The organism is Gottfriedia acidiceleris (assembly GCF_050457485.1).
Taxonomy (GTDB): domain Bacteria; phylum Bacillota; class Bacilli; order Bacillales; family Bacillaceae_G; genus Gottfriedia; species Gottfriedia acidiceleris_D.
Genome location: NZ_JBCMJM010000007.1, coordinates 424,691 through 444,081, shown reverse-complemented (window position 1 = coordinate 444,081; position 19,391 = coordinate 424,691). Strand labels below are relative to the sequence as shown.

The window sequence follows — 19,391 nt, the reverse complement described above, 5'->3', positions numbered from 1 at the left end:
AATTCCTTCGATGACCTGTTCAATATTATTTATAAGATTATTAAGTGTTTAGGAGAATGGGTAATAATTTCATAACCACTCTCTGTTACGACAATATCGTCTTCAATTCGGCAGCCACCCCATCCTGGAATATAAATTCCTGGTTCGACGGTAACAACCATACCAGTTTGAATAATTTCTACACTTTTATCAGAAAGTCGGATTGGTTCGTGAACTTCCATGCCTAACCCATGACCGGTTGAATGTCCGAATTGATTTCCGAAGCCTTTTTCTGTAATATACTCTCTCGTTAAATCGTCAATCGTTTTCGCTTTTTCACCAGATCGAATCCCTTCTGTTCCGCGTTTTAGAGCTTCTAGTACGATGTGATAAATTTTACGGAACTCTTCCGAACAGCTCCCAACAGCGATTGTTCTCGTAATATCAGAGCAATAGCCATTATACAATGCCCCAAAATCAAGGGTAACCATGTCTCCATGCTCGATCAATTTTTCGGAAGCCACTCCATGCGGTAGAGCAGCCCTTTTCCCAGAAGCAATAATGGTATTAAAAGAAGATGAGGTTGCACCTTGTTTACGCATGTAGAATTCCAGCTCATCACGTATTTCTAATTCCGTAATCCCTGGTTTAATGACATTTAAAATATATTCAAACGCTTTATCTGCGATTGTAGCTGCCGTTCTCATTAATTCTATTTCTAACGACTCTTTGATTTCTCTAACCTTTTCAACGATATTTTCCAATTGGATCCATTGTACATCTCCATACTCTTGTAGCGTTGCGAACGTTTTTAATGTCATAGAATTTGCCTCAACAGCCACCTTTTTAAGACCTTGATAGTCGATTTCATTGGCAACTTCTTTTTCAATATTACCGTTATGGACGATAATCTTAGCGTTTTTCACTTCATTTTGAGCCTGTTCAGCATAGCGGAAGTCAGTGAAAAAGGTAGCAGCATTTTTTGAAATTAGCACCATACCTGCTGAACCTGTAAAACCTGTTGTATATCTGCGATTTTCACTCTTTGTTATTAATATTGCATCGACATTGTTATTTAAAAGCTGTTTCTGTATTTTTTCGATTCTGTTCATTATCTCTCAACTCCTACAATCATTAACTCTTTTGGAAACTTCGTTAATACTTCATACCCATTATCGGTAATCGCAACATCGTCTTCAATACGAACACCACCGAGACTATTAAGATAAATACCAGGTTCAATAGTGATGACCATTCCTGATTTTAGTAAGCTTTCATTAACTTCATTTATAGAAGGTGCCTCATGAATTTCAATACCTAGACCATGACCGATTCGATGTGGAAAAAAATCATCATAGCCAGCTGCTTGAATGACGCGTCTTCCTGAGAGATCAACATCACCAATTCTTGTTCCAGGTTGAGATGCTTCTACCCCTGCAAGATTGGCCTGTAAAACTGTATTGTAGATTTTAACGAGTTCGCTACCAGGATTACCATACATGACTGTTCTTGTGATATCAGAGCAATATCCCTTATATTTCACACCTAAATCAAATAGCGCAGTATCTCCTTTTTTTAACTTATTGTCACTTGAAGCTCCATGTGGGTTACTTGCATTTTGGCCAAATAAAACAATAGGAGAGAATGACATTTCTTTAATCCCTTTTTTCTTTAATTCAAATTCAATTTTCCCTAATACTTCAAGTTCTGTGATTCCTTCTTTTAATGCTTCAATTCCCACTTGTACTCCGTAATCAGCAAATGCAGCGGCTTCACGTAATATTTCAATTTCATCAGCATCTTTTACTAGTCGCATTTCAGTAAGTATCGAATCTAGTGATGCAAACTCTACTTCGCCAAAGATCTGTTGCAGTCTTTCAATGTAATAATAGGAGATATCATGCTTCTCAACCGCAAATTGATTCATTTTGTTTTTGCTTTCAATCAAGTGAGCAACGAGTGCCCACGGGTAATCGGAATCAGTGTAACTAAGGATTGGATGTTTCCAGCCTGCTTCCTTTATCATTTGAACTTCCATTGCTGGTGTAATAAAAATGGGTTCATCATTTGGGAAGACAAAAATACCTACAAATCGTTCGTGCGGATTGTAATCAAAATTCGATAAATAAAAAATATTTTGGCGTGATGTGACCAAGCCACCTGGAATACTTTGTTTTTGTAAAAATGTTTGTAATTCTTGCATTCGATAATTCATGATCATTTCCCCTTTAATATATGATTTAAATTAGACATGAATTATTTATGCAAGTTCTGTGCCATTTTTAAAATCTTTTTATTTAGAGGATTGTATAGGAAATAGTGTAAAAATATTTTGACACTGTTTAGTGTAAAGTGTCTAAATGTTTAGACGGAAGTGGTTTGACAGAACCGTGGAATATGACATGAGTAGTATTTTTATATAAAAGTTGATACTTACGGGTTGAGGAGAAATAATGAGAGATAACTGCTTAAACATTTGATTTCTAGATTCTAAATCAGCCCAGGAGTGTTTTACGCTCGTCTGGACTAATTTAGTCGAAAAGACTTTTTGTTTTTAAAGATCAATCTTTAATTTTTTCATTTTATTGTATAAAGTAGCTCGAGATATTCCTAGTTTTTTTGCTGCTGCTTGCTTGTTGCCTTTCTCTGTTTGAATGGCTTCAATGATTTTATTTTTTTCAAAATCATTTAGATCATCTTGCAAGGAATCATCATATCCAGTCGATAACAATGTAGATTGTATCAACTTTGGCGGTAAAGCTCCTAAAGAGATAGTTCCTTCTACTGACAGTAATACTAATCGTTCAATAACATTTCTCATCTCTCTCACATTTCCAGGCCAATTATATTGTAATAAGGCGGAAGTAACCTGAGGGTCAACAATTTTAATGGTTCGATGATATAGTAATGAAAACTCATAGATAAATTGATGAAGGAGCTCCATTACGTCTTCTTTTCGTTCTCTCAACGGGGGAATCGTAATAGATAAAATGTTAAGACGATAAAAAAGGTCTTCTCGAAAAGTATTAGCTTCAACCATTGCTTCTAAATCCTTATTTGTAGCAGCAATGATACGGCATTGAGCTGTTAGCAGCTTTGTACCACCAACGCGGTAATACGTTTTATCTTGCAAAACTCTAAGTAACTTCACTTGCATATCCAACGGTAAGTCACCAATTTCATCCAGAAAAAGTGTTCCTCCGTGCGCCAACTCTAGTTTTCCTTTTTTACCTTTTACATCTGCACCAGAAAATGCTCCTTTTTCATAGCCAAAAAATTCACTCTCAAACAATGATGGTGTAATCGCACCACAGTTTACAGCAATAAATGGAGAAGATGATCCACGATAAAAATGTATAGCTTTTGCAAAAACTTCTTTCCCAACCCCTGTTTCACCAAGTAATAAAATATTCGCACTCGTTTCAGACATTTTCCTCGATAACGAAACTGTTTCTTTCATCAATTGACTCGAACCTTTAATTTGTTGAAAAGAGTCGTGCGACAATTGCAGTCTTGAAACCTCCTTCTGCAATTGAAGAATTTTGGAGGAAGCATTCATAAGTTCTTGATTCATTATAACTTGACTCGTAATGTCGGTTTCAGCCGCAACTGCCCCCACAATTCGATCATTGATGAAGATTGGACTGCTATTAATCATGACAAAGAGATCCTCACGTGGTTTATGATGCTTATGACGAAAGGATTGACCTGTATCCATTGTAACTTTATTTAATAACATATCCTTTGGAAAAAACTCCTCCATTTTATTCCCAATAATTTCTTCTTTAGGAATTGAAAAAATCCTTTCAGCACCTTGAGTCCAAACAACTGTTTTTCCAGCTTCATCTACAATCGAGACCGAACCATCCATTGTATCAATCATCGTTCGAAAATAGGCCTCTAAATATTGATAAGATTCAAACACTTTAGAAACTAAAACAGCAGAATTGATATAGCCTTTAATTTTTCCTTCTCCATCTGTGATGACTACAACATCTGATGTTTGCACTTCTTGAATCACGTCTTGAATCACAGCTTTTTCACTGAAAACGCCCGCTTTTTTCCAATAATATTCTTTTATATTCCTGCTCTTAAAATGTAGATACTCATTTATCGTTAACATCCAGACTTCACTGTAATGCGGTTTAAATATATACGCTGCTTCATTATTAATATCCATATCAGAGTGCAAAGAATAATTTGTTTGCAACAAATCTTCTATTCTAGGAAGAAGATGTTTCATAATAATACCACCACCTATTTGTATCTTTTTCATATTACTCTATCATTACGTCGAGTTTATATCATGATTATTATCTTGTGAATTCTAACACTTCATATTACACAATCTTCTTATTTACTTAAAAACAAAAGCTACAGTTAAGCAACTTATATTCTTCAACTGAAAGATGCTTGTATGTATTACTTCACAGGAGTTCTGGAATTTTTTGTTTTTTGTAAGCTAATGGTGTCAAGTTCATCGACTTTCGAAATTTATCAATAAAGTAGCTAGTACTGTTAAATCCAACTTGATAGGCAACATCAGTGACATTGGAATCAGGTTGCTGAAGTAATATTAAACTTTTTTGTATTCGATAATCTGTTACATAGTTTAAAGGAGTTGTTTTTAAAATACGATTGAAATATCGACAACACTCAGAACGGCTTAATTGACCCGCTCTTGCAATGTCGTCTAATAGTATTTTCTCAGGATAATGTAGGTGGATCCAATTTACCATTTGCTTTATTCGGTTACTCTTTACCACTACCGACTGTTCATACTCTAATTCAATCCCGTTCATAATTAAATTCTTCCAAATTAATGTGAGATGTAAACTGACGTCGATTTCATAGAATGGTGAGTTTTGTTTGATTATCTCATTGATTTTCAAAATATAGCTTAAAATGCTATTGGCCCATAGCTCCTTTGGATCTAAGAATAAAAAGGGGATATTAGTCGCCTGATAATAAGGCTTTACAAAGGTTGTATAAAGTTCTTGAGACAAAACGAAACTTGGAGAAACATTTAAACAAATATAGGTACAATCTGAATCGTTCCGATCTTTTGCCATATGCAGGCAGCCACTATTTATAAAAAGCCCTTCCCCTTCTTGAACAATAATATTTTCTTCATTTATTTGAAAAATTGCTTCTCCTTTAACAACGTGAACAAACTGAAATTCATCATGCCAATGAAGTGGTATATAACTATTTATGTTTTGCTTAATCGTTGTTTCGTAACATGCAATTGGCAAAACAACAGTATGATGTTTAGTTAATTCTTTCAAACTTTGGTCAACCATAAAATTTTTAATTTGCATATCCCCACAACCACCTCAATATCCTTACATTTTCCCATTCGATTTATGTATTATTTTAGCGTTTTTCCACTTATCATTTAACATATTATAACACTATTTTTATATTTGAAGGTGGGGACTAAAATCATGAATAGACGAAAGGGAATAGTTCTTGTTATCACAGGGGCAGTATTTTGGGGGATTGGTGGTACAGTCGCAAAAAAACTTTTTCAACAGTATCAAATTGATGTAGATTGGCTGGTAACTACCCGTTTGCTTATAGCTGGCTTATTACTCTTAGCCATTCAATATTTAAAAAAAGACCGTTCTCAGATCCTTGGGGTTTGGAAAACTGGAAGAATCGCAATTCAACTAGTTATCTTTGGTGTATTGGGGATGCTAGCGGTTCAATACACATATATGGCTTCTATTGAACATGGAAACGCTGCTGTAGCAACACTATTACAGTATTTAGCACCTGTAATGATTATCCTATATTTAATTATCCGTAAACAAACCGCTCTAACACGAAGAGATTTGTTAACTGTTTCTCTAGCATTAATTGGAAGTTTTTTCTTATTAACAAACGGCTCAATCTCGCAATTATCTGTGCCAGCACTTGCAATCGCTTGGGGTGTATTATCTGGAGTAGCTTTAGCATTTTATACTTTATTTGCCGTACCATTACTCAAGCAATACGACTCACTTGTCATTGTCGGATGGGCTATGATTATCGGAGGCTTTGTATTAAGTTTTATCCATCCTCCTTGGCAAATGGACTTTAAAAACTTAACGCTTGAAGCGATTTTATATTTAGTCTTCATTATTATTTTCGGTACAATGATCGCATTTTGGTTCTATATAGAAAGTTTACAAAGCCTTCCAGCTAAAGAATCAAGTCTGCTAGGAAGTATCGAACCACTAGCTGCCGTCTTAACTACAATCTTTTGGTTAAAAGAACCTTTTAGTTTTTTCCAATGGCTTGGTACAGCTTGTATCATTGGAATGATATTATTATTGGCTTTGAATAAAGAGTTTTCCTCAAACACTAGCCAACCTCCTAATAATAAAGAACCGCTTAGAGTTAGTTGAATTGCTTTTTTGAAATGTGAAATAGGAGCTGATTAACCAATCAGCTCCTAAATTTTGAATTAAAGTATTGCGTTAATTGCTTACAGATTAAAATGAACTTCAATAACGCATGCGCTTGTTATGTATCAAAATTTATTCATATATCTCTTTGTTAAAATGGAAATAATACAGGGTATAAAAAAAATCAATTTTACCAATCAAAAAATCACCTTAAATACAAGATTAATTTTTTCCTTGCCTGTCTTTGTAACTTACACGTCATTTCACGGTCAACGATTTCTTGAGTTATTGATATCTGTTTCCTAAATATCTTTTCCTGTACGTTTTACCTTGATCAGGAATATCCATGAAACCTTGTGCACCCCAAATTACATGCTCTGTTAATTTATCAATACTACCAGTAAGCTCAACTTTTTCTTCCATTTCAATATCTTCATCTTTAGGAATTTCCATATCCATCGTTGAATCATCCCTTCCATTTTACTGTTCAACCATAACCGAATTAGTACTCAGTCTAAAATTATGTCGGCTTTATAGTTTTCTTCCACTGAACTTTCTTATACCAATAAAAATGTCCATAGTTGAATTGAATCCTTGATTAACCCCAAAGAGAACATCAATGAAAATATAGTATTTCTTTAGTAATTTAGGGGATAATTTATAAGTCTAAAGAATTTTACTAGGAGGAAATATGATTGATTTACTACAATAGGTTTGGTACAAAAAGAGACTTAACAGTAAGTGAAGGCGATCGCGTAGAAATTATTAAAAGAAGTGACATATATTGTATTAATGAGGAAGAACCTATTTATCATTCTGGAACGATAACGAAAATTGATTATGATGATTTAAATAGATCACCAGAAAAAGAAGCTATTGGTATTTGGGTAAAATTTGATAAGGATACCGTATTTAATGATGGCGAAGAAGAATTTGTTACATTAGCTGAGATAGAGGAAATGTTTAAGAAAATGTATGACATAGTTGGTTATGCTATGGTAAATGAAGGAGTTACGTTAAGCATTACAGGAGAAGGTCTAGGAAAAATCATTAACTTTGATTATCAAGATGAAAGTTTAATTCCTGTATCAATCCAAGATGGTAATGGAGTAGAAAAAAGAACTATTACTCAAGCTGATGAAGAATTAATTCAAGAACTCAAGCGTTATGGTACACCACAAAAGTACTTTCATTATGTAATTTCTCAATCTAAATAAGTTCTCCATTATGGCAACATTAAAAATCTTCAATTGTGGTTATTAAGTGCAAATTTACAAAAAAAATTATACAATACATTTCTAAGGTATTTCATAATGGTTGCAAATTCAAAAAAGGCTCTTTCGTAATTAGCCTTTTTTTCTATTCTATCTAACTAAATGCATTAGTCATTATAAATATCTAAAGTTGGCATTGTATCAATACCAACCAAAACCAAGTATGCCATTATCTAATTTACTTTCATTCCATTCTAAAATTCCTTCTCCTTCGCCAATCCCTTGTTCTTCCATCTCTTTTTCATAAAACTTTATAATATCATTCCGTTTTTCTTCATCTTCAGGTAATTCAACTATCAAGGATTCAGCATAAGGTCCACCTTCATCCTCAATACGTTCTTTTTCATCTAATATACCCACAACACTCACTTTTCCTGCACCTAGTTCATAAAGTTTCTCAACAAAATTAATAGCATTAATTGTTTCACCGAATCTATTAGTCGCAAATGCTGATTGATTATTATTACTTTTAAGCCACTCTAGCGCTTCAAATGTTTTCAAACAAATCATTCCACCTTATTGTAATTTTTACGTTAATGTAAGGAGTTTGATATAAAAGAAAAATATTTTTTATGTTCTACAATGTAATGTTTCTTATTAAACTACAATGCAAGTAAGTCCCACAAAATATCAACAACATACATAAAACGAATATAAAAAAAGGAAGTGAATTAAATTCACTTCCTTTTTACATCATAACCAAATTAATGTTAAGAATGTTAATAGTGTAATTACAGCAACTGTAAGTCCTGAGTATAGGAAGAATGCTTGAGTGCTGTGACCTTTATTTTTCATGTGCATGAAGTAATAAAGTTGGAACACTAGTTGTACTACAGCAAGTAATAAAATAAATGGTACTGTAAAGTATGGATCCATTTTATCTTTGTATAATACTGCTGCGAATGATGCAAGTGTTAAAACGATCATTAATGCAAATGAAATTAATTGTTGCTTCATTTCTTCTGCATGTTTACGTCTGTGATACTTTATTTCAACTTGATTTCTTTGATGAGAGTTTGTATTTGTACCCATTTTCTTATCCCACCATTCCCATTAAGTATACTACTGTAAAGATGAAAATCCATACTACGTCAATGAAGTGCCAGTATAAACTTGCAACATAAAACTTCGGAGCGTTGTATAAATTTAAACCTCTTCCACCATTTCGAAGCATTAAAGTAGTGATCCATAGTAAACCAACAAATACGTGGGCACCATGAGTACCTACTAATGTATAGAATGAAGAACCAAATGCACTACTCTTAATTGTAAAATGATATTCGTGCATATAGTGTCTAAATTCGTAAATTTCTAATAATAAAAATCCTAGACCTAATAAAACTGTAATTCCTAACCATAGCATCATCTTTTTGTGTTCAAAGTTTTTCATGTGATACATAGCGTAAACACTTGTAAGAGATGATGTTAAAAGTAACATTGTAGCAATGAATACTAATTTTGGTTCGAACATTTCTGCAGCACTTGCTCCACCAGCAGTAGAGTTTCTTAATGCTAAGAAAGTACCAAATAATGATGCGAATAATACAGTTTCTCCACCAAGAAATAGCCAGAATGCTAAGAACTTATTTTTACCTTCTTCTGTAGCTTTTTCAGGGTTATGAGGAAACGTTTCAGCTGTAAATTTTTGATTCATTTCCATTATGCCTCAACCCCCTCATCAGCTATGTCTTCTTTATGGATATGGAATCCATGATCATCAATCCAAGAACGTAAGAACATTGAACCGAATGTAATAACTAAGCCAAGAATTAATACACCAACTGCAGTGTGGTTTTTAAGTTGGTCATTATACAATGCCCCAAATGCTGCAATAAATAAGCCCACAGACATAACAAACGGTAAAATAGATGAGTTTGGCATATGAATATCACCTAGTGGTTCAGCAGGTGTCATTTTGCCGTCTCCTTCCATTTTTTCTACCCATAGAGCGTCTAATCCACGTACATATGGAATTTGAGCAAAGTTATATTCTGGTGCAGGAGAAGGAATTGCCCACTCAAGTGTACGACCTACACCCCATGCATCTCCAGCAGCTTTCTTACCTTTTATTGCTGTATAAACTACATTGATTAACATAACGATTGTAGCTAGACCCATGAACATTGCTCCGATTGAGCTGATCATGTTTCCAGTATCTAAGCCTTGTCCAGGTAAATATGTAAAGTAACGACGAGGCATACCCATTAAACCTAAGAAATGTTGAATAAAGAATGTTAAATGGAAACCAATAAAGAATAAAAAGAATGTAATTTTACCTAATGTTTCATTTAAGATTTTACCAAACATTTTTGGCCACCAGTAATGTGCACCTGCAAATAGACCAAATACTACCCCACCTACGATTACGTAGTGGAAGTGAGCTACTACGAAATAACTATCATGGAATTGATAGTCAGCAGGAGCTGCAGCGTTCATAATACCAGTTACCCCACCTAGAACGAATGATGGAATAAAAGCAACTGACCAAAGCATTGGTGTTGTAAAACGAATTTGTCCGCCCCACATTGTTAATAACCAGTTAAAGATTTTAACCCCTGTAGGAACTGCAATCGCCATAGTTGCAACAGCGAAAATTGCATTTGCTACTGCACCAAGACCGTCTGTAAACATATGGTGAGCCCATACCATGAATCCTAAGAAACCAATTAAAACTGTCGCGAATACCATTGAAGAGTAACCGAATAAACGTTTCTTAGAGAATGCTGGAATGATATCAGAGAAGATACCAAATGCCGGTAATATAAGAATGTAAACCTCTGGATGTCCGAAAATCCAGAATAAATGTTCGAAGATCATTGAGTTTCCACCTAATGATGCATCAAAGAATGCAGTTCCAAATAGGCGGTCAAACATTAATAACGCTAACCCGATTGTTAATGCCGGGAACGCAAATAAAATAAGTGCTGATGTTACAAAAACTGTCCAAGTAAATAGTGGCATACGCATGTATGTTAACCCTGGAGCACGCATGTTAATAATCGTTGCTAGGAAGTTAATACCACCTGCTAATGTACCTATACCTGAAATTTGTAGACCTAATAAGTAGAAGTCTACACCATGTGATTTACTGTGTAGAGCTAGTGTCGCATATGAAGTCCAACCTGCGTCAGGCGCTCCACCTAAGAACCAACTTAGGTTTAAGAAAACTCCACCAACGAAGAATAACCAGAAACCTAAAGAATTTAAAAACGGGAAAGCTACGTCACGAGCACCAATTTGTAAAGGTACTACCGCGTTAAAAAATGCAAAGATCATCGGCATCGCCGCTAAGAAAATCATTGTTGTACCATGCATTGTTAATACTTGGTTATAAGCATCTCCAACTAAAAATGTGTTGTCTGGCTTAATTAATTGTATACGAATAAATAACGCTTCCATCCCACCAACTAAGAAAAAGAATCCGCCTGCAATTAAATACAGGATGGCAATTTTCTTATGGTCGACTGTCGTTAAGTAGTCCCACAATAGTGGTTTCTTTTTCGCTACAGAACTCACAGTATTACCCCCTTTGCTTCATATCCATTAATTTATTTTGCAATTTTTAAGCTAGTTAAGTATGCAGTTAATGCATCAATCTGATCAGCTGATAAGTCACCATATTTACCTGACATAAGGTTTCCTGGCTTCATAGCTTCCGGATTTGTTAACCATTTTTTGATGTTTGCTTCATTATTTTTAGCTATACCAGCAACCATATCACGATCACCGAAGTTAGCTAAGTTTGGAGCAAGTCGTGCAGCAGGTGGTCTTGTATCATTTGCATCTGCAGCATGACAACCAATACAGCTTTGTTTGAAGATTTTTTCACCTTCTTGTGCATCTGCTGTAACAGCTTGACCTTTCTGATTCTTCATATCAGCTAACCACTTATCGTAATCGGCTTGACTTACAACTTTAACTTTAAATTGCATTAATGAATGTGAAGGACCACAAAACTCTGCACAGAATCCATTATATGTACCTTCTTTATCCGCTGAAAGCCACATTTTGTTTTCGCCTTCAACGTTTGTATCAATTTTACCTGCTAATGATGGTACCCAGAATGAGTGTTTAATATCTTGCCCTTTTAGGTTTAAGATAACTTTTTTACCTACTGGGATATACATGTCTTGAGAAGTAATGAATTTTTGTTTTGGATACTCAAATTCCCACCAGAAAAGATGAGCATTTACATTAATAACAATTGCATCTTTTTTCTTCTCATCTTTTGATATTTGCTTCTCATCTGAAAGCTTAAACGTTTGTGATACTGTTGGTACTGCTAAAATAATAAGTAAGATAACAGGAATAATTGTCCAAAGAAGCTCTAAGAAATGATTACCTTCAACTTGCTTTGGAATAATATTCTCTTGACCTTTACGGTGACGATATTTCACGATTACGTAAAGGAAAAGAACTGTTACTACAGCAACAACGAATACCATGATCAACGTACTTAGCTTCATAAGATCGTATTGCATTTTTGCTACTTCACCTTGAGGATTCAGTGTAGATTGATTTGCATGTCCACATGCACTCAAAATAACTGCTATCAAGGAAATTAGCGAGACTAATCGCCAATGTTTCATAAGTATACTTCCCCCTCTTTCAATTTAAAGTGTTTCATTCTTATTTAAAAATAAGATTAAACAAACAATAAAAAAATCCCCCGTAATACCCCTAATTAAAACGAAATTGTAAACACAATCATTGACATAAATAGAAGAGTTAAATAGTTAATGGAGTATATAAACATCAGTTTAGAGAACTTTTGATCATCCTTTTGTTTATAACAATATAATCCTAAAATAACCCATCCAATATTCAATATTGTTGCAAAAATAATAAATGGTAAACCTAGAGCTTGCATGTAAAATGGCAGTGGTAATAAACATAATACCCAAATCATCACTTGACGTTTCGTCATTTCAAATCCGTAAACCACTGGTAGCATTGGAATTCCCGCTCTTTTGTATTCTTCAGAACGTCTCATCGCAAGTGCTAGGAAATGAGGTGGTTGCCATATAAACATGATTAAAAACAGCATCCAAGCAATTGGATGCAAATTCGCATCGATTGCTGCCCATCCAATTAATGGGGGTGCTGCACCAGATATACTACCTACTACTGTGTTTAACGTGTAATTACGTTTCGTCCAAAGAGTGTATAGTACGATATATGTAAATGCACCAATAAATGCATATACAACAGCCATTAAGGTTGTGAAAGCCATAAATGTAAAGCCCACAATTAATAAAAGAATACCAATCGAAATTGTAACGCTTGGTTTAATATTACCGGTTACAGTTGGTCTGTTTTTAGTTCTCTCCATATATGGATCAATATCACGATCAATATAGTTATTGATTACACATGATCCCGCAATAATAAGTGATGAACCAATTACAGTAATAATTGCTTTTGGTAAATAATCTAATATATCTAATCCATTTATTTGGATTGCTAACCAGATACCTGTAAAAGTTGTCAGTATATTAGAGTTTACGATCCCTATTTTCATTAAAGAAAGTAAATCTTTCTTTAGTGAACTAGAAGGATGATTAGTTTCTTCGTTATTAGAAACATTATTAGCTAATTGTTCCAAGTCAATCCTCCTCTTTTTCTCAAAACTTCATTTTTCATACCCATTTTTTAATGGTTCATAATGAGTTTTTAATTTAGACATACTTCTATTAAACTAAATTCAATGAAATTTTTGTGATAAATATATGAACAAATTGTGTACGTTTCAAAAAAATTTTAACGTAAACAGGCTATCTTTTCAATACTAAATACTATTTAATTATAAAATTAATTATTTCTATATTTTAAAAATGAATACATCCAAAGTTAAGAAAAAACAAATATTATGTCTAAATATGAAGGTTACCTTTGAATTTTATGTCGTAATCTTATATGATATAGAAGTATTATTTACAGAATAATTTTTTTAATAATTAAATTTTAAAATTATTATTATTTTATAAAAGTGGGTGGGTATACTTGCTACGTGTTTTAAAAGGGGTATCGTTAATTACCTCATTCATTCTTTTAATTGTTTTATTGGGTGGTGCACTCGTAACAAAGACTAATTCTGGACTCGGTTGTGGAAGATCTTGGCCGCTTTGTAAAGGTCAAATCATTCCTGATCATCTAACTATTCAAACTGTCATTGAATTATCTCACCGTGCAGCATCAGGCCTTGCTGGGATATTTGTTTTATTATTAGCAGTGCTTGCTTGGATCGTCATTCCTCATAAAAGAGAAACAAAGTTTTTAGCAATCATTTCTTGTATTTTTCTAATTGCTCAAGCATTAATTGGAGCAGCCGCAGTTGTTTGGGGTCAAATCCCAGCTGTAAAAGCAATTCATTTTGGTATTTCTCTAATTTGTTTTGCTGCTGTAGTCATGTTAACATTATTAATTTTTGAGCGTGATCGCAATTATCAAAAAAATTCTTTTTATGTCGGAAAAAGAATGAAATTTCATACTTACGGTTTATGGATTTATTCATACTTAGTAGTTTATACGGGTGCTCTAGTTCGTCACGAAAATGCTAGCTTAGCTTGTCCTAGCTGGCCACTATGCAGTAAAGCAAACAATGGTATTCCTACACAAGTTCATGAATGGATTCAAATGGGGCATCGATTCGCTGCATTTCTTTTATTCGTCTGGGTAATTATTGCTTTTGTACATGCTTATAAATACTATCGTAATGAACGTGGCATTTATTTTGGATGGTTTGTATCTTTAATTCTTGTTACTCTTCAAGTAATTTGCGGAGCGGTTATAGTTATTACAAACCTAAATATTTATGTTGCATTAACACATGCTATTTTAATCTCGTGCTTGTTTGCAATATTTAGTTTCCAAAGTTTAGTTTGTACAAGAAGTAAAAGCTCAAATTCTGAGCTACTTCAAAATAAAAATATCTCTTAAAAAAGGTATTTCTTCCACTTAATTGTAGAAGAAATACCTTTTTTACATTTAATATTGAAGCGAAGAAGAGTTGCCCTTTTACTGCGGCTTCTCTAACTTCGCTATACATTGTACTTTTTATCTTTGATCTAGTTCTATTAGTAGATCACCTGTAGAAATACTCTCTCCTGATGTAATCAGAATGTCTCTTATTACACCAGTAAATGGAGATTGGACAGTTGTTTCCATTTTCATCGCTTCTGTAATTGCTAAAGTTTGACCTTTTTCAACTACATCGCCCTTTTTAACAAGTACATTTAAAACAGTACCTGGCATTGTTGCGTTAATATGATTTGGATTACTAGTGTCCCCTTTTCTTTTTTGAACGACAGTAGATTTGATTGAGTAATCTTTAACCACTATTTCTCGAGGCTGACCATTTAATTCAAAGTATATAACTCTTGTTCCGTCAGGTTGAGCTTGACCAATCGAAACAAGTTTAACAATCAGTGTTTTACCACGTTCAATATCTACTTTAATTTCTTCATCCAGTTTCATTCCATGGAAGAAAGAAGGTGTATCAAGTACAGATAAGTCTCCATAGCTTTCTACATTTTTTTGATAGTCCATAAATACTTTAGGATATAGGCAATAAGCTAATATATCAAAATTAGTAACCTGGCGATTTAACGTCTTGAATAAATACTCCTCAACATCTTTAAAATCGATTGGTTTTAATGACTCACCAGCTCTTTCAGTTAATGGCTGTCTGCCTTTTAAGATGATACGTTGTAAACTCTTTGGAAATCCACCATGAGGTTGTCCTAATTTACCTTCAAAAAACTCGATCACTGAATCAGGGAAATCGATATTTTCTCCTTTTTCATATACAGAGTCTTCGTCTAAATTATTTTGAACCATAAACAAAGCCATATCTCCAACAACCTTAGAAGATGGTGTTACTTTAACGACATCTCCAAATAGTTGATTTACCCTACCATACATATCCTTAACTTCTTCAAATCGGTCTCCTAAACCAACACCTTTAGCTTGTTGTTTTAAGTTAGAATACTGACCACCAGGCATTTCATGTTGATAAACCTCTGTATGTGGTGAAACCATACCACTTTCAAAACTACTATAATACTTACGAACGCCTTCCCAGTATGTTGATAACTGCTCTAAGCCGTTTATATTTAAATTTGTCTCGTTATTTGAACCTTTTAGAGCATAATATAAACTATTTGCACTTGGTTGAGAAGTTAATCCAGACATACTTCCAATTGCGATGTCTACAACATCTACGCCAGCTTCTATTGCTTTTACATAAGTGTATAACCCATTTCCACTCGTATCATGAGTATGTAAGTGGATTGGTAGGTCTACGGTATCCTTCAATTCACTAATTAACGTATAAGCAGCCTGAGGCTTTAGTAAACCTGCCATGTCTTTAATAGCTAAAATATGTGCACCAGCTGATTCTAAATCCTTTGCAAGCTCTTTAAAATACGCTAGATTATATTTTGTTCTAGTTGGGTCTAATATATCTCCTGTGTAACAAATCGATGCCTCAGCAAGCTTTCCACTATCTCTTACAGCATCTATTGCGACTTCCATCCCTTTAATCCAATTTAGACTATCAAATATTCTAAATACATCGATTCCGGCTTGAGCTGATGCTTCAATAAACTTTTTAACAAGATTATCAGGGTAATTTTTATATCCAACTGCATTTGATCCACGTAAAAGCATTTGGAATAATACATTTGGTACTTTATCTCTTAAATTTAATAATCTTTCCCATGGATCTTCATTTAAGAAACGGTACGCTACATCGAAAGTCGCTCCGCCCCACATTTCCATAGAGAATAAGTTAGGTAATAATTTTGACGTTTGTTCTGCTACGGTAATTAGGTCTTTTGAACGAATTCTCGTTGCAAGCAGTGATTGGTGAGCATCTCTAAACGTTGTGTCTGTAAATAAAACATTCGGCTGATTTTTTAACCACTTCGAAAATTCTTCAGCACCTAATTTATCTAGTAATTGTTTAGTTCCACTTTCAGCACTTTTAATATGATTTACATTTGGAATGATAATATCATCATAAGCGGGTTTTTCTTTAACCGATATACCTGGAAATCCATTCACTGTTACATTGCCGATGTAATTTAATAATTTTGTTCCACGGTCTCTTCTTTTTGCAAAAACAAATAATTCCGGAGATGAATCTACAAATGAAGTATTATACTCACCAGACAAGAAATCTGGGTGTGTCGTAACATTTTCTAAAAATGGAATATTTGTTTTAATCCCACGGATACGGAATTCTTTTAAATTTCGATTTAACTTCGCAATTGCACCTTCGAATGTTAATGCATGTGTCGTTACTTTTACTAATAATGAATCATAGTAAGGTGTAATAACAGCACCTTGGAAGCTGTTACCTGTGTCTAACCTTACACCAAAACCTCCACCTGAACGATACGCCATAATTTTTCCTGTATCAGGCATAAAGTTATTAAGTGGGTCCTCAGTAGTAACACGTGCTTGAATCGCAAAACCAATTCTTGGAATCTCATCTTGTAATGGAATCCCTACTTTAGCACTATGTAAACTATTACCTTGTGCAATTAAAATCTGTGTTTGAACAATATCAATTCCTGTAATCATTTCAGTAATTGTATGTTCAACTTGTACGCGTGGGTTAACCTCAATAAAATAAAACTCATTACCAGAAACTAAAAATTCAACTGTACCAGCGTTTACATATTCTACTTCTTTCATCAATTGAACAGCTGCATCACAAATTCTATTTCTTAAATCTTCACTAATCGAAGTACATGGAGCAACTTCAACTAATTTTTGATGTCTTCTTTGAATTGAACAATCGCGTTCAAACAAATGGATGATATTCCCTTGGTTATCCCCTAATATTTGGACTTCTATATGCTTAGGATTTTCAATAAATTTCTCAACATAAACTTCATCATTACCAAAAGCAGCTTTTGCTTCAGACTTAGCACGCTCGTATGCATCTTTTACTCCTGCATTCGTACGGACAATCCTCATTCCACGACCGCCACCACCTAGAGCAGCTTTAATAATAATCGGGAATCCATAAGTTTCACCAAATTCCTTTACATCATCCAATGAGTTTACTGGACCATTGCTTCCTGGAATGATTGGCAAATTAGCTTGAAGAGCTTGTTGTTTTGCTTTAATTTTATCTCCAAAAATATCTAAGTGTCTTGAATATGGTCCGATAAAAATAATGCCCTCTTCTTCACATCTTTGAGCAAATTTAATATTTTCTGATAAGAATCCATATCCTGGATGGATTGCATCTACATTGTTTTTCTTTGCAATTTCAATAATACCTTCAATATCTAGATAAGCATCAATTGGCTTTTTACCTTTTCCAACTATATATGCTTCGTCAGCTTTATAACGGTGATATGACCCTTCATCTTCTTTAGAATAAATACCAACTGTTCTAATTCCTAACTCAGTGCAAGCTCGAAATACTCGAATTGCAATTTCACCTCGGTTAGCAACTAGAACTTTTTTAATCTGTTTCGTGTAAGTCATTTGTAAGCCTCCTGTATTTATGAAAGATAATTATCAATAAATTAAGAATAAACTTTTTTCAAAATGCATTTTTGAAGATTTTATAAAGTTTCTTTATGAATCTTATTACGTATTGAAATATTCATTAAAATACCAACCATCGAAAGCATAACGATTAACGAAGTTCCTCCATAACTAACAAAAGGTAACGGAACACCAGTAAGTGGAATTAACGAAGTAACTCCTCCAATATTTACAAATGATTGAATGACGATGATTGCACTTATCCCTGTAGCTAATAATGAATCAAAGGAATCCTTTGATTGATGAGCTATTAATAATCCACGCCAAACAATTATGAATATACATAAAATAACTACAATTACTCCTATTAAACCTGTTTCTTCACCGATTATAGCTAGAATAAAGTCGGTATGAGGCTCAGGTAAGTAACCTAGTTTTTGAATACTTTTTCCTAATCCAACTCCTGTAAGCCCACCATTTGCAAATGCGATTAGTGAATTCACGATTTGAAATCCGATTCCTTGCGCATAGTCAAAAGGATTTCGGAAAGCTAAAAATCGATTAACTTGTACATCTGTTAACCCGATCCCTAAACTGATACAAATACTAATTAACGGATATAGTAATCCAATCCCACCGACGAATAGGAGAATTAATCTCTTAACAATAAAACCACTACAAAACGAAACCACAGCACAAGTACCGATTATTAATAAAGCCGTACCTGTATCCGGTTGTAATCTCAATAGGATAATATAAATAGCTATTATGCTCCATGGAGCAAATAGCATTTTCCAGTTCTTTGTAATTCGCTTTTGTCTTTTGGAGTACCATCCTGCTAAAAGAATGATTGATCCTAATTTGATTAACTCAGCTGGTTGAATTCCAAATACCCAGCTTTTTGCATTATTTCTAACTTCACCAAACAGTAGAACTGCAACAAGTAATCCTAGACTTACACCTATATTTAATAACATGGCAATTCTTTTTCTAAAGAAAGTTGCAGGTAAAAACATTAAAAAAACAAATGCAAACATCCCTACTTCAAAGGCAACTAATTGCTTATGAAAGAAATAGTCACTTGGCCAATGTTCACTTTGATAACGAATGGATGGCAATGGTGAGCTTGCACTATACACCATAATTAAACCAAATAAACATAACACTAATAATGGAACAAAAATCATATAATCAATATTTTTCAAATATTTTTTTAACATTACTTAATCATCCCTGC

At 33.9% G+C, this 19,391-nt stretch carries 16 protein-coding genes; 3 read left to right on the top strand and 13 right to left on the bottom strand.

The window, feature by feature from the left end:
* Positions 1–29 precede the first annotated feature (29 nt).
* From ABEY15_RS08495 to ABEY15_RS08480, 4 genes are all read right to left on the bottom strand, one after another.
* The gene (locus ABEY15_RS08495) at positions 30–1,094 is read right to left on the bottom strand and encodes a M24 family metallopeptidase (RefSeq protein WP_429889667.1); all 1,065 of its coding nucleotides are present in this window, start codon (positions 1,092–1,094) and stop codon (positions 30–32) included.
* Positions 1,091–2,194: a M24 family metallopeptidase gene (locus ABEY15_RS08490; protein ID WP_429889640.1), complete on the bottom strand. Its 1,104-nt coding sequence runs from the start codon at positions 2,192–2,194 to the stop codon at positions 1,091–1,093. The genes ABEY15_RS08495 and ABEY15_RS08490 overlap by 4 nt, the downstream gene beginning before the upstream one ends.
* A gap of 339 nt (positions 2,195–2,533) precedes the next feature.
* Positions 2,534–4,222, bottom strand: a complete 1,689-nt coding sequence (locus ABEY15_RS08485) for a sigma-54 interaction domain-containing protein (protein ID WP_429889639.1) — start codon at positions 4,220–4,222, stop codon at positions 2,534–2,536.
* Positions 4,223–4,406: 184 nt separating this feature from the next.
* Positions 4,407–5,300, bottom strand: coding sequence for an AraC family transcriptional regulator (locus ABEY15_RS08480; protein WP_429889638.1), 894 nt, complete (start codon positions 5,298–5,300; stop codon positions 4,407–4,409).
* Positions 5,301–5,426: 126 nt separating this feature from the next.
* Between ABEY15_RS08480 and ABEY15_RS08475 the strand changes: the two genes are divergently transcribed.
* Positions 5,427–6,371 carry an EamA family transporter gene (locus ABEY15_RS08475; RefSeq protein WP_429889637.1) on the top strand — a complete coding sequence of 315 codons (945 nt, stop codon included), beginning with the start codon at positions 5,427–5,429 and terminating at the stop codon, positions 6,369–6,371.
* Positions 6,372–6,656: 285 nt separating this feature from the next.
* Here the strand turns inward: ABEY15_RS08475 and ABEY15_RS08470 are convergent, their stop codons facing one another.
* Complete coding sequence (locus tag ABEY15_RS08470; protein WP_176522509.1) at positions 6,657–6,830, bottom strand: hypothetical protein; 174 nt, start codon at positions 6,828–6,830, stop codon at positions 6,657–6,659.
* Positions 6,831–7,066: 236 nt separating this feature from the next.
* Between ABEY15_RS08470 and ABEY15_RS08465 the strand changes: the two genes are divergently transcribed.
* Entirely contained in the window at positions 7,067–7,588 is a 522-nt protein-coding gene (locus ABEY15_RS08465; protein WP_429889636.1) for a hypothetical protein, read from the top strand.
* Between the two features lie 198 nt (positions 7,589–7,786).
* Here the strand turns inward: ABEY15_RS08465 and ABEY15_RS08460 are convergent, their stop codons facing one another.
* From ABEY15_RS08460 to cyoE, 6 genes are all read right to left on the bottom strand, one after another.
* A complete protein-coding gene (locus ABEY15_RS08460) occupies positions 7,787–8,146 on the bottom strand; it encodes a hypothetical protein (RefSeq protein ID WP_429889635.1) in 360 nt (119 codons plus the stop codon).
* 192 nt (positions 8,147–8,338) lie between these two features.
* A complete protein-coding gene (gene ctaF, locus ABEY15_RS08455) occupies positions 8,339–8,677 on the bottom strand; it encodes a cytochrome c oxidase subunit IVB (RefSeq protein WP_429889634.1) in 339 nt (112 codons plus the stop codon).
* 4 nt (positions 8,678–8,681) lie between these two features.
* Positions 8,682–9,305 carry a cytochrome (ubi)quinol oxidase subunit III gene (locus ABEY15_RS08450; protein ID WP_088013072.1) on the bottom strand — a complete coding sequence of 208 codons (624 nt, stop codon included), beginning with the start codon at positions 9,303–9,305 and terminating at the stop codon, positions 8,682–8,684.
* Positions 9,305–11,161, bottom strand: a complete 1,857-nt coding sequence (ctaD, locus tag ABEY15_RS08445) for a cytochrome c oxidase subunit I (protein WP_098861887.1) — start codon at positions 11,159–11,161, stop codon at positions 9,305–9,307. Before ctaD ends, ABEY15_RS08450 begins: the two co-directional genes overlap by 1 nt.
* Before the next feature lie 32 nt (positions 11,162–11,193).
* Positions 11,194–12,234: a cytochrome c oxidase subunit II gene (gene coxB / locus ABEY15_RS08440; RefSeq protein WP_429889633.1), complete on the bottom strand. Its 1,041-nt coding sequence runs from the start codon at positions 12,232–12,234 to the stop codon at positions 11,194–11,196.
* Positions 12,235–12,329: 95 nt separating this feature from the next.
* Positions 12,330–13,250, bottom strand: coding sequence for a heme o synthase (gene cyoE / locus ABEY15_RS08435; protein ID WP_056468502.1), 921 nt, complete (start codon positions 13,248–13,250; stop codon positions 12,330–12,332).
* Positions 13,251–13,648: 398 nt separating this feature from the next.
* On the opposite strand from cyoE, the gene ABEY15_RS08430 reads away from it, so the two are divergent.
* The gene (locus tag ABEY15_RS08430) at positions 13,649–14,584 is read left to right on the top strand and encodes a COX15/CtaA family protein (RefSeq protein ID WP_429889632.1); all 936 of its coding nucleotides are present in this window, start codon (positions 13,649–13,651) and stop codon (positions 14,582–14,584) included.
* Between the two features lie 117 nt (positions 14,585–14,701).
* Here the strand turns inward: ABEY15_RS08430 and pyc are convergent, their stop codons facing one another.
* A complete protein-coding gene (gene pyc / locus ABEY15_RS08425) occupies positions 14,702–18,151 on the bottom strand; it encodes a pyruvate carboxylase (RefSeq protein ID WP_429889631.1) in 3,450 nt (1,149 codons plus the stop codon).
* Positions 18,152–18,231: 80 nt separating this feature from the next.
* Positions 18,232–19,374, bottom strand: a complete 1,143-nt coding sequence (locus ABEY15_RS08420; protein ID WP_429889630.1) for an FtsW/RodA/SpoVE family cell cycle protein — start codon at positions 19,372–19,374, stop codon at positions 18,232–18,234.
* Between the last annotated feature and the right edge of the window lie 17 nt (positions 19,375–19,391).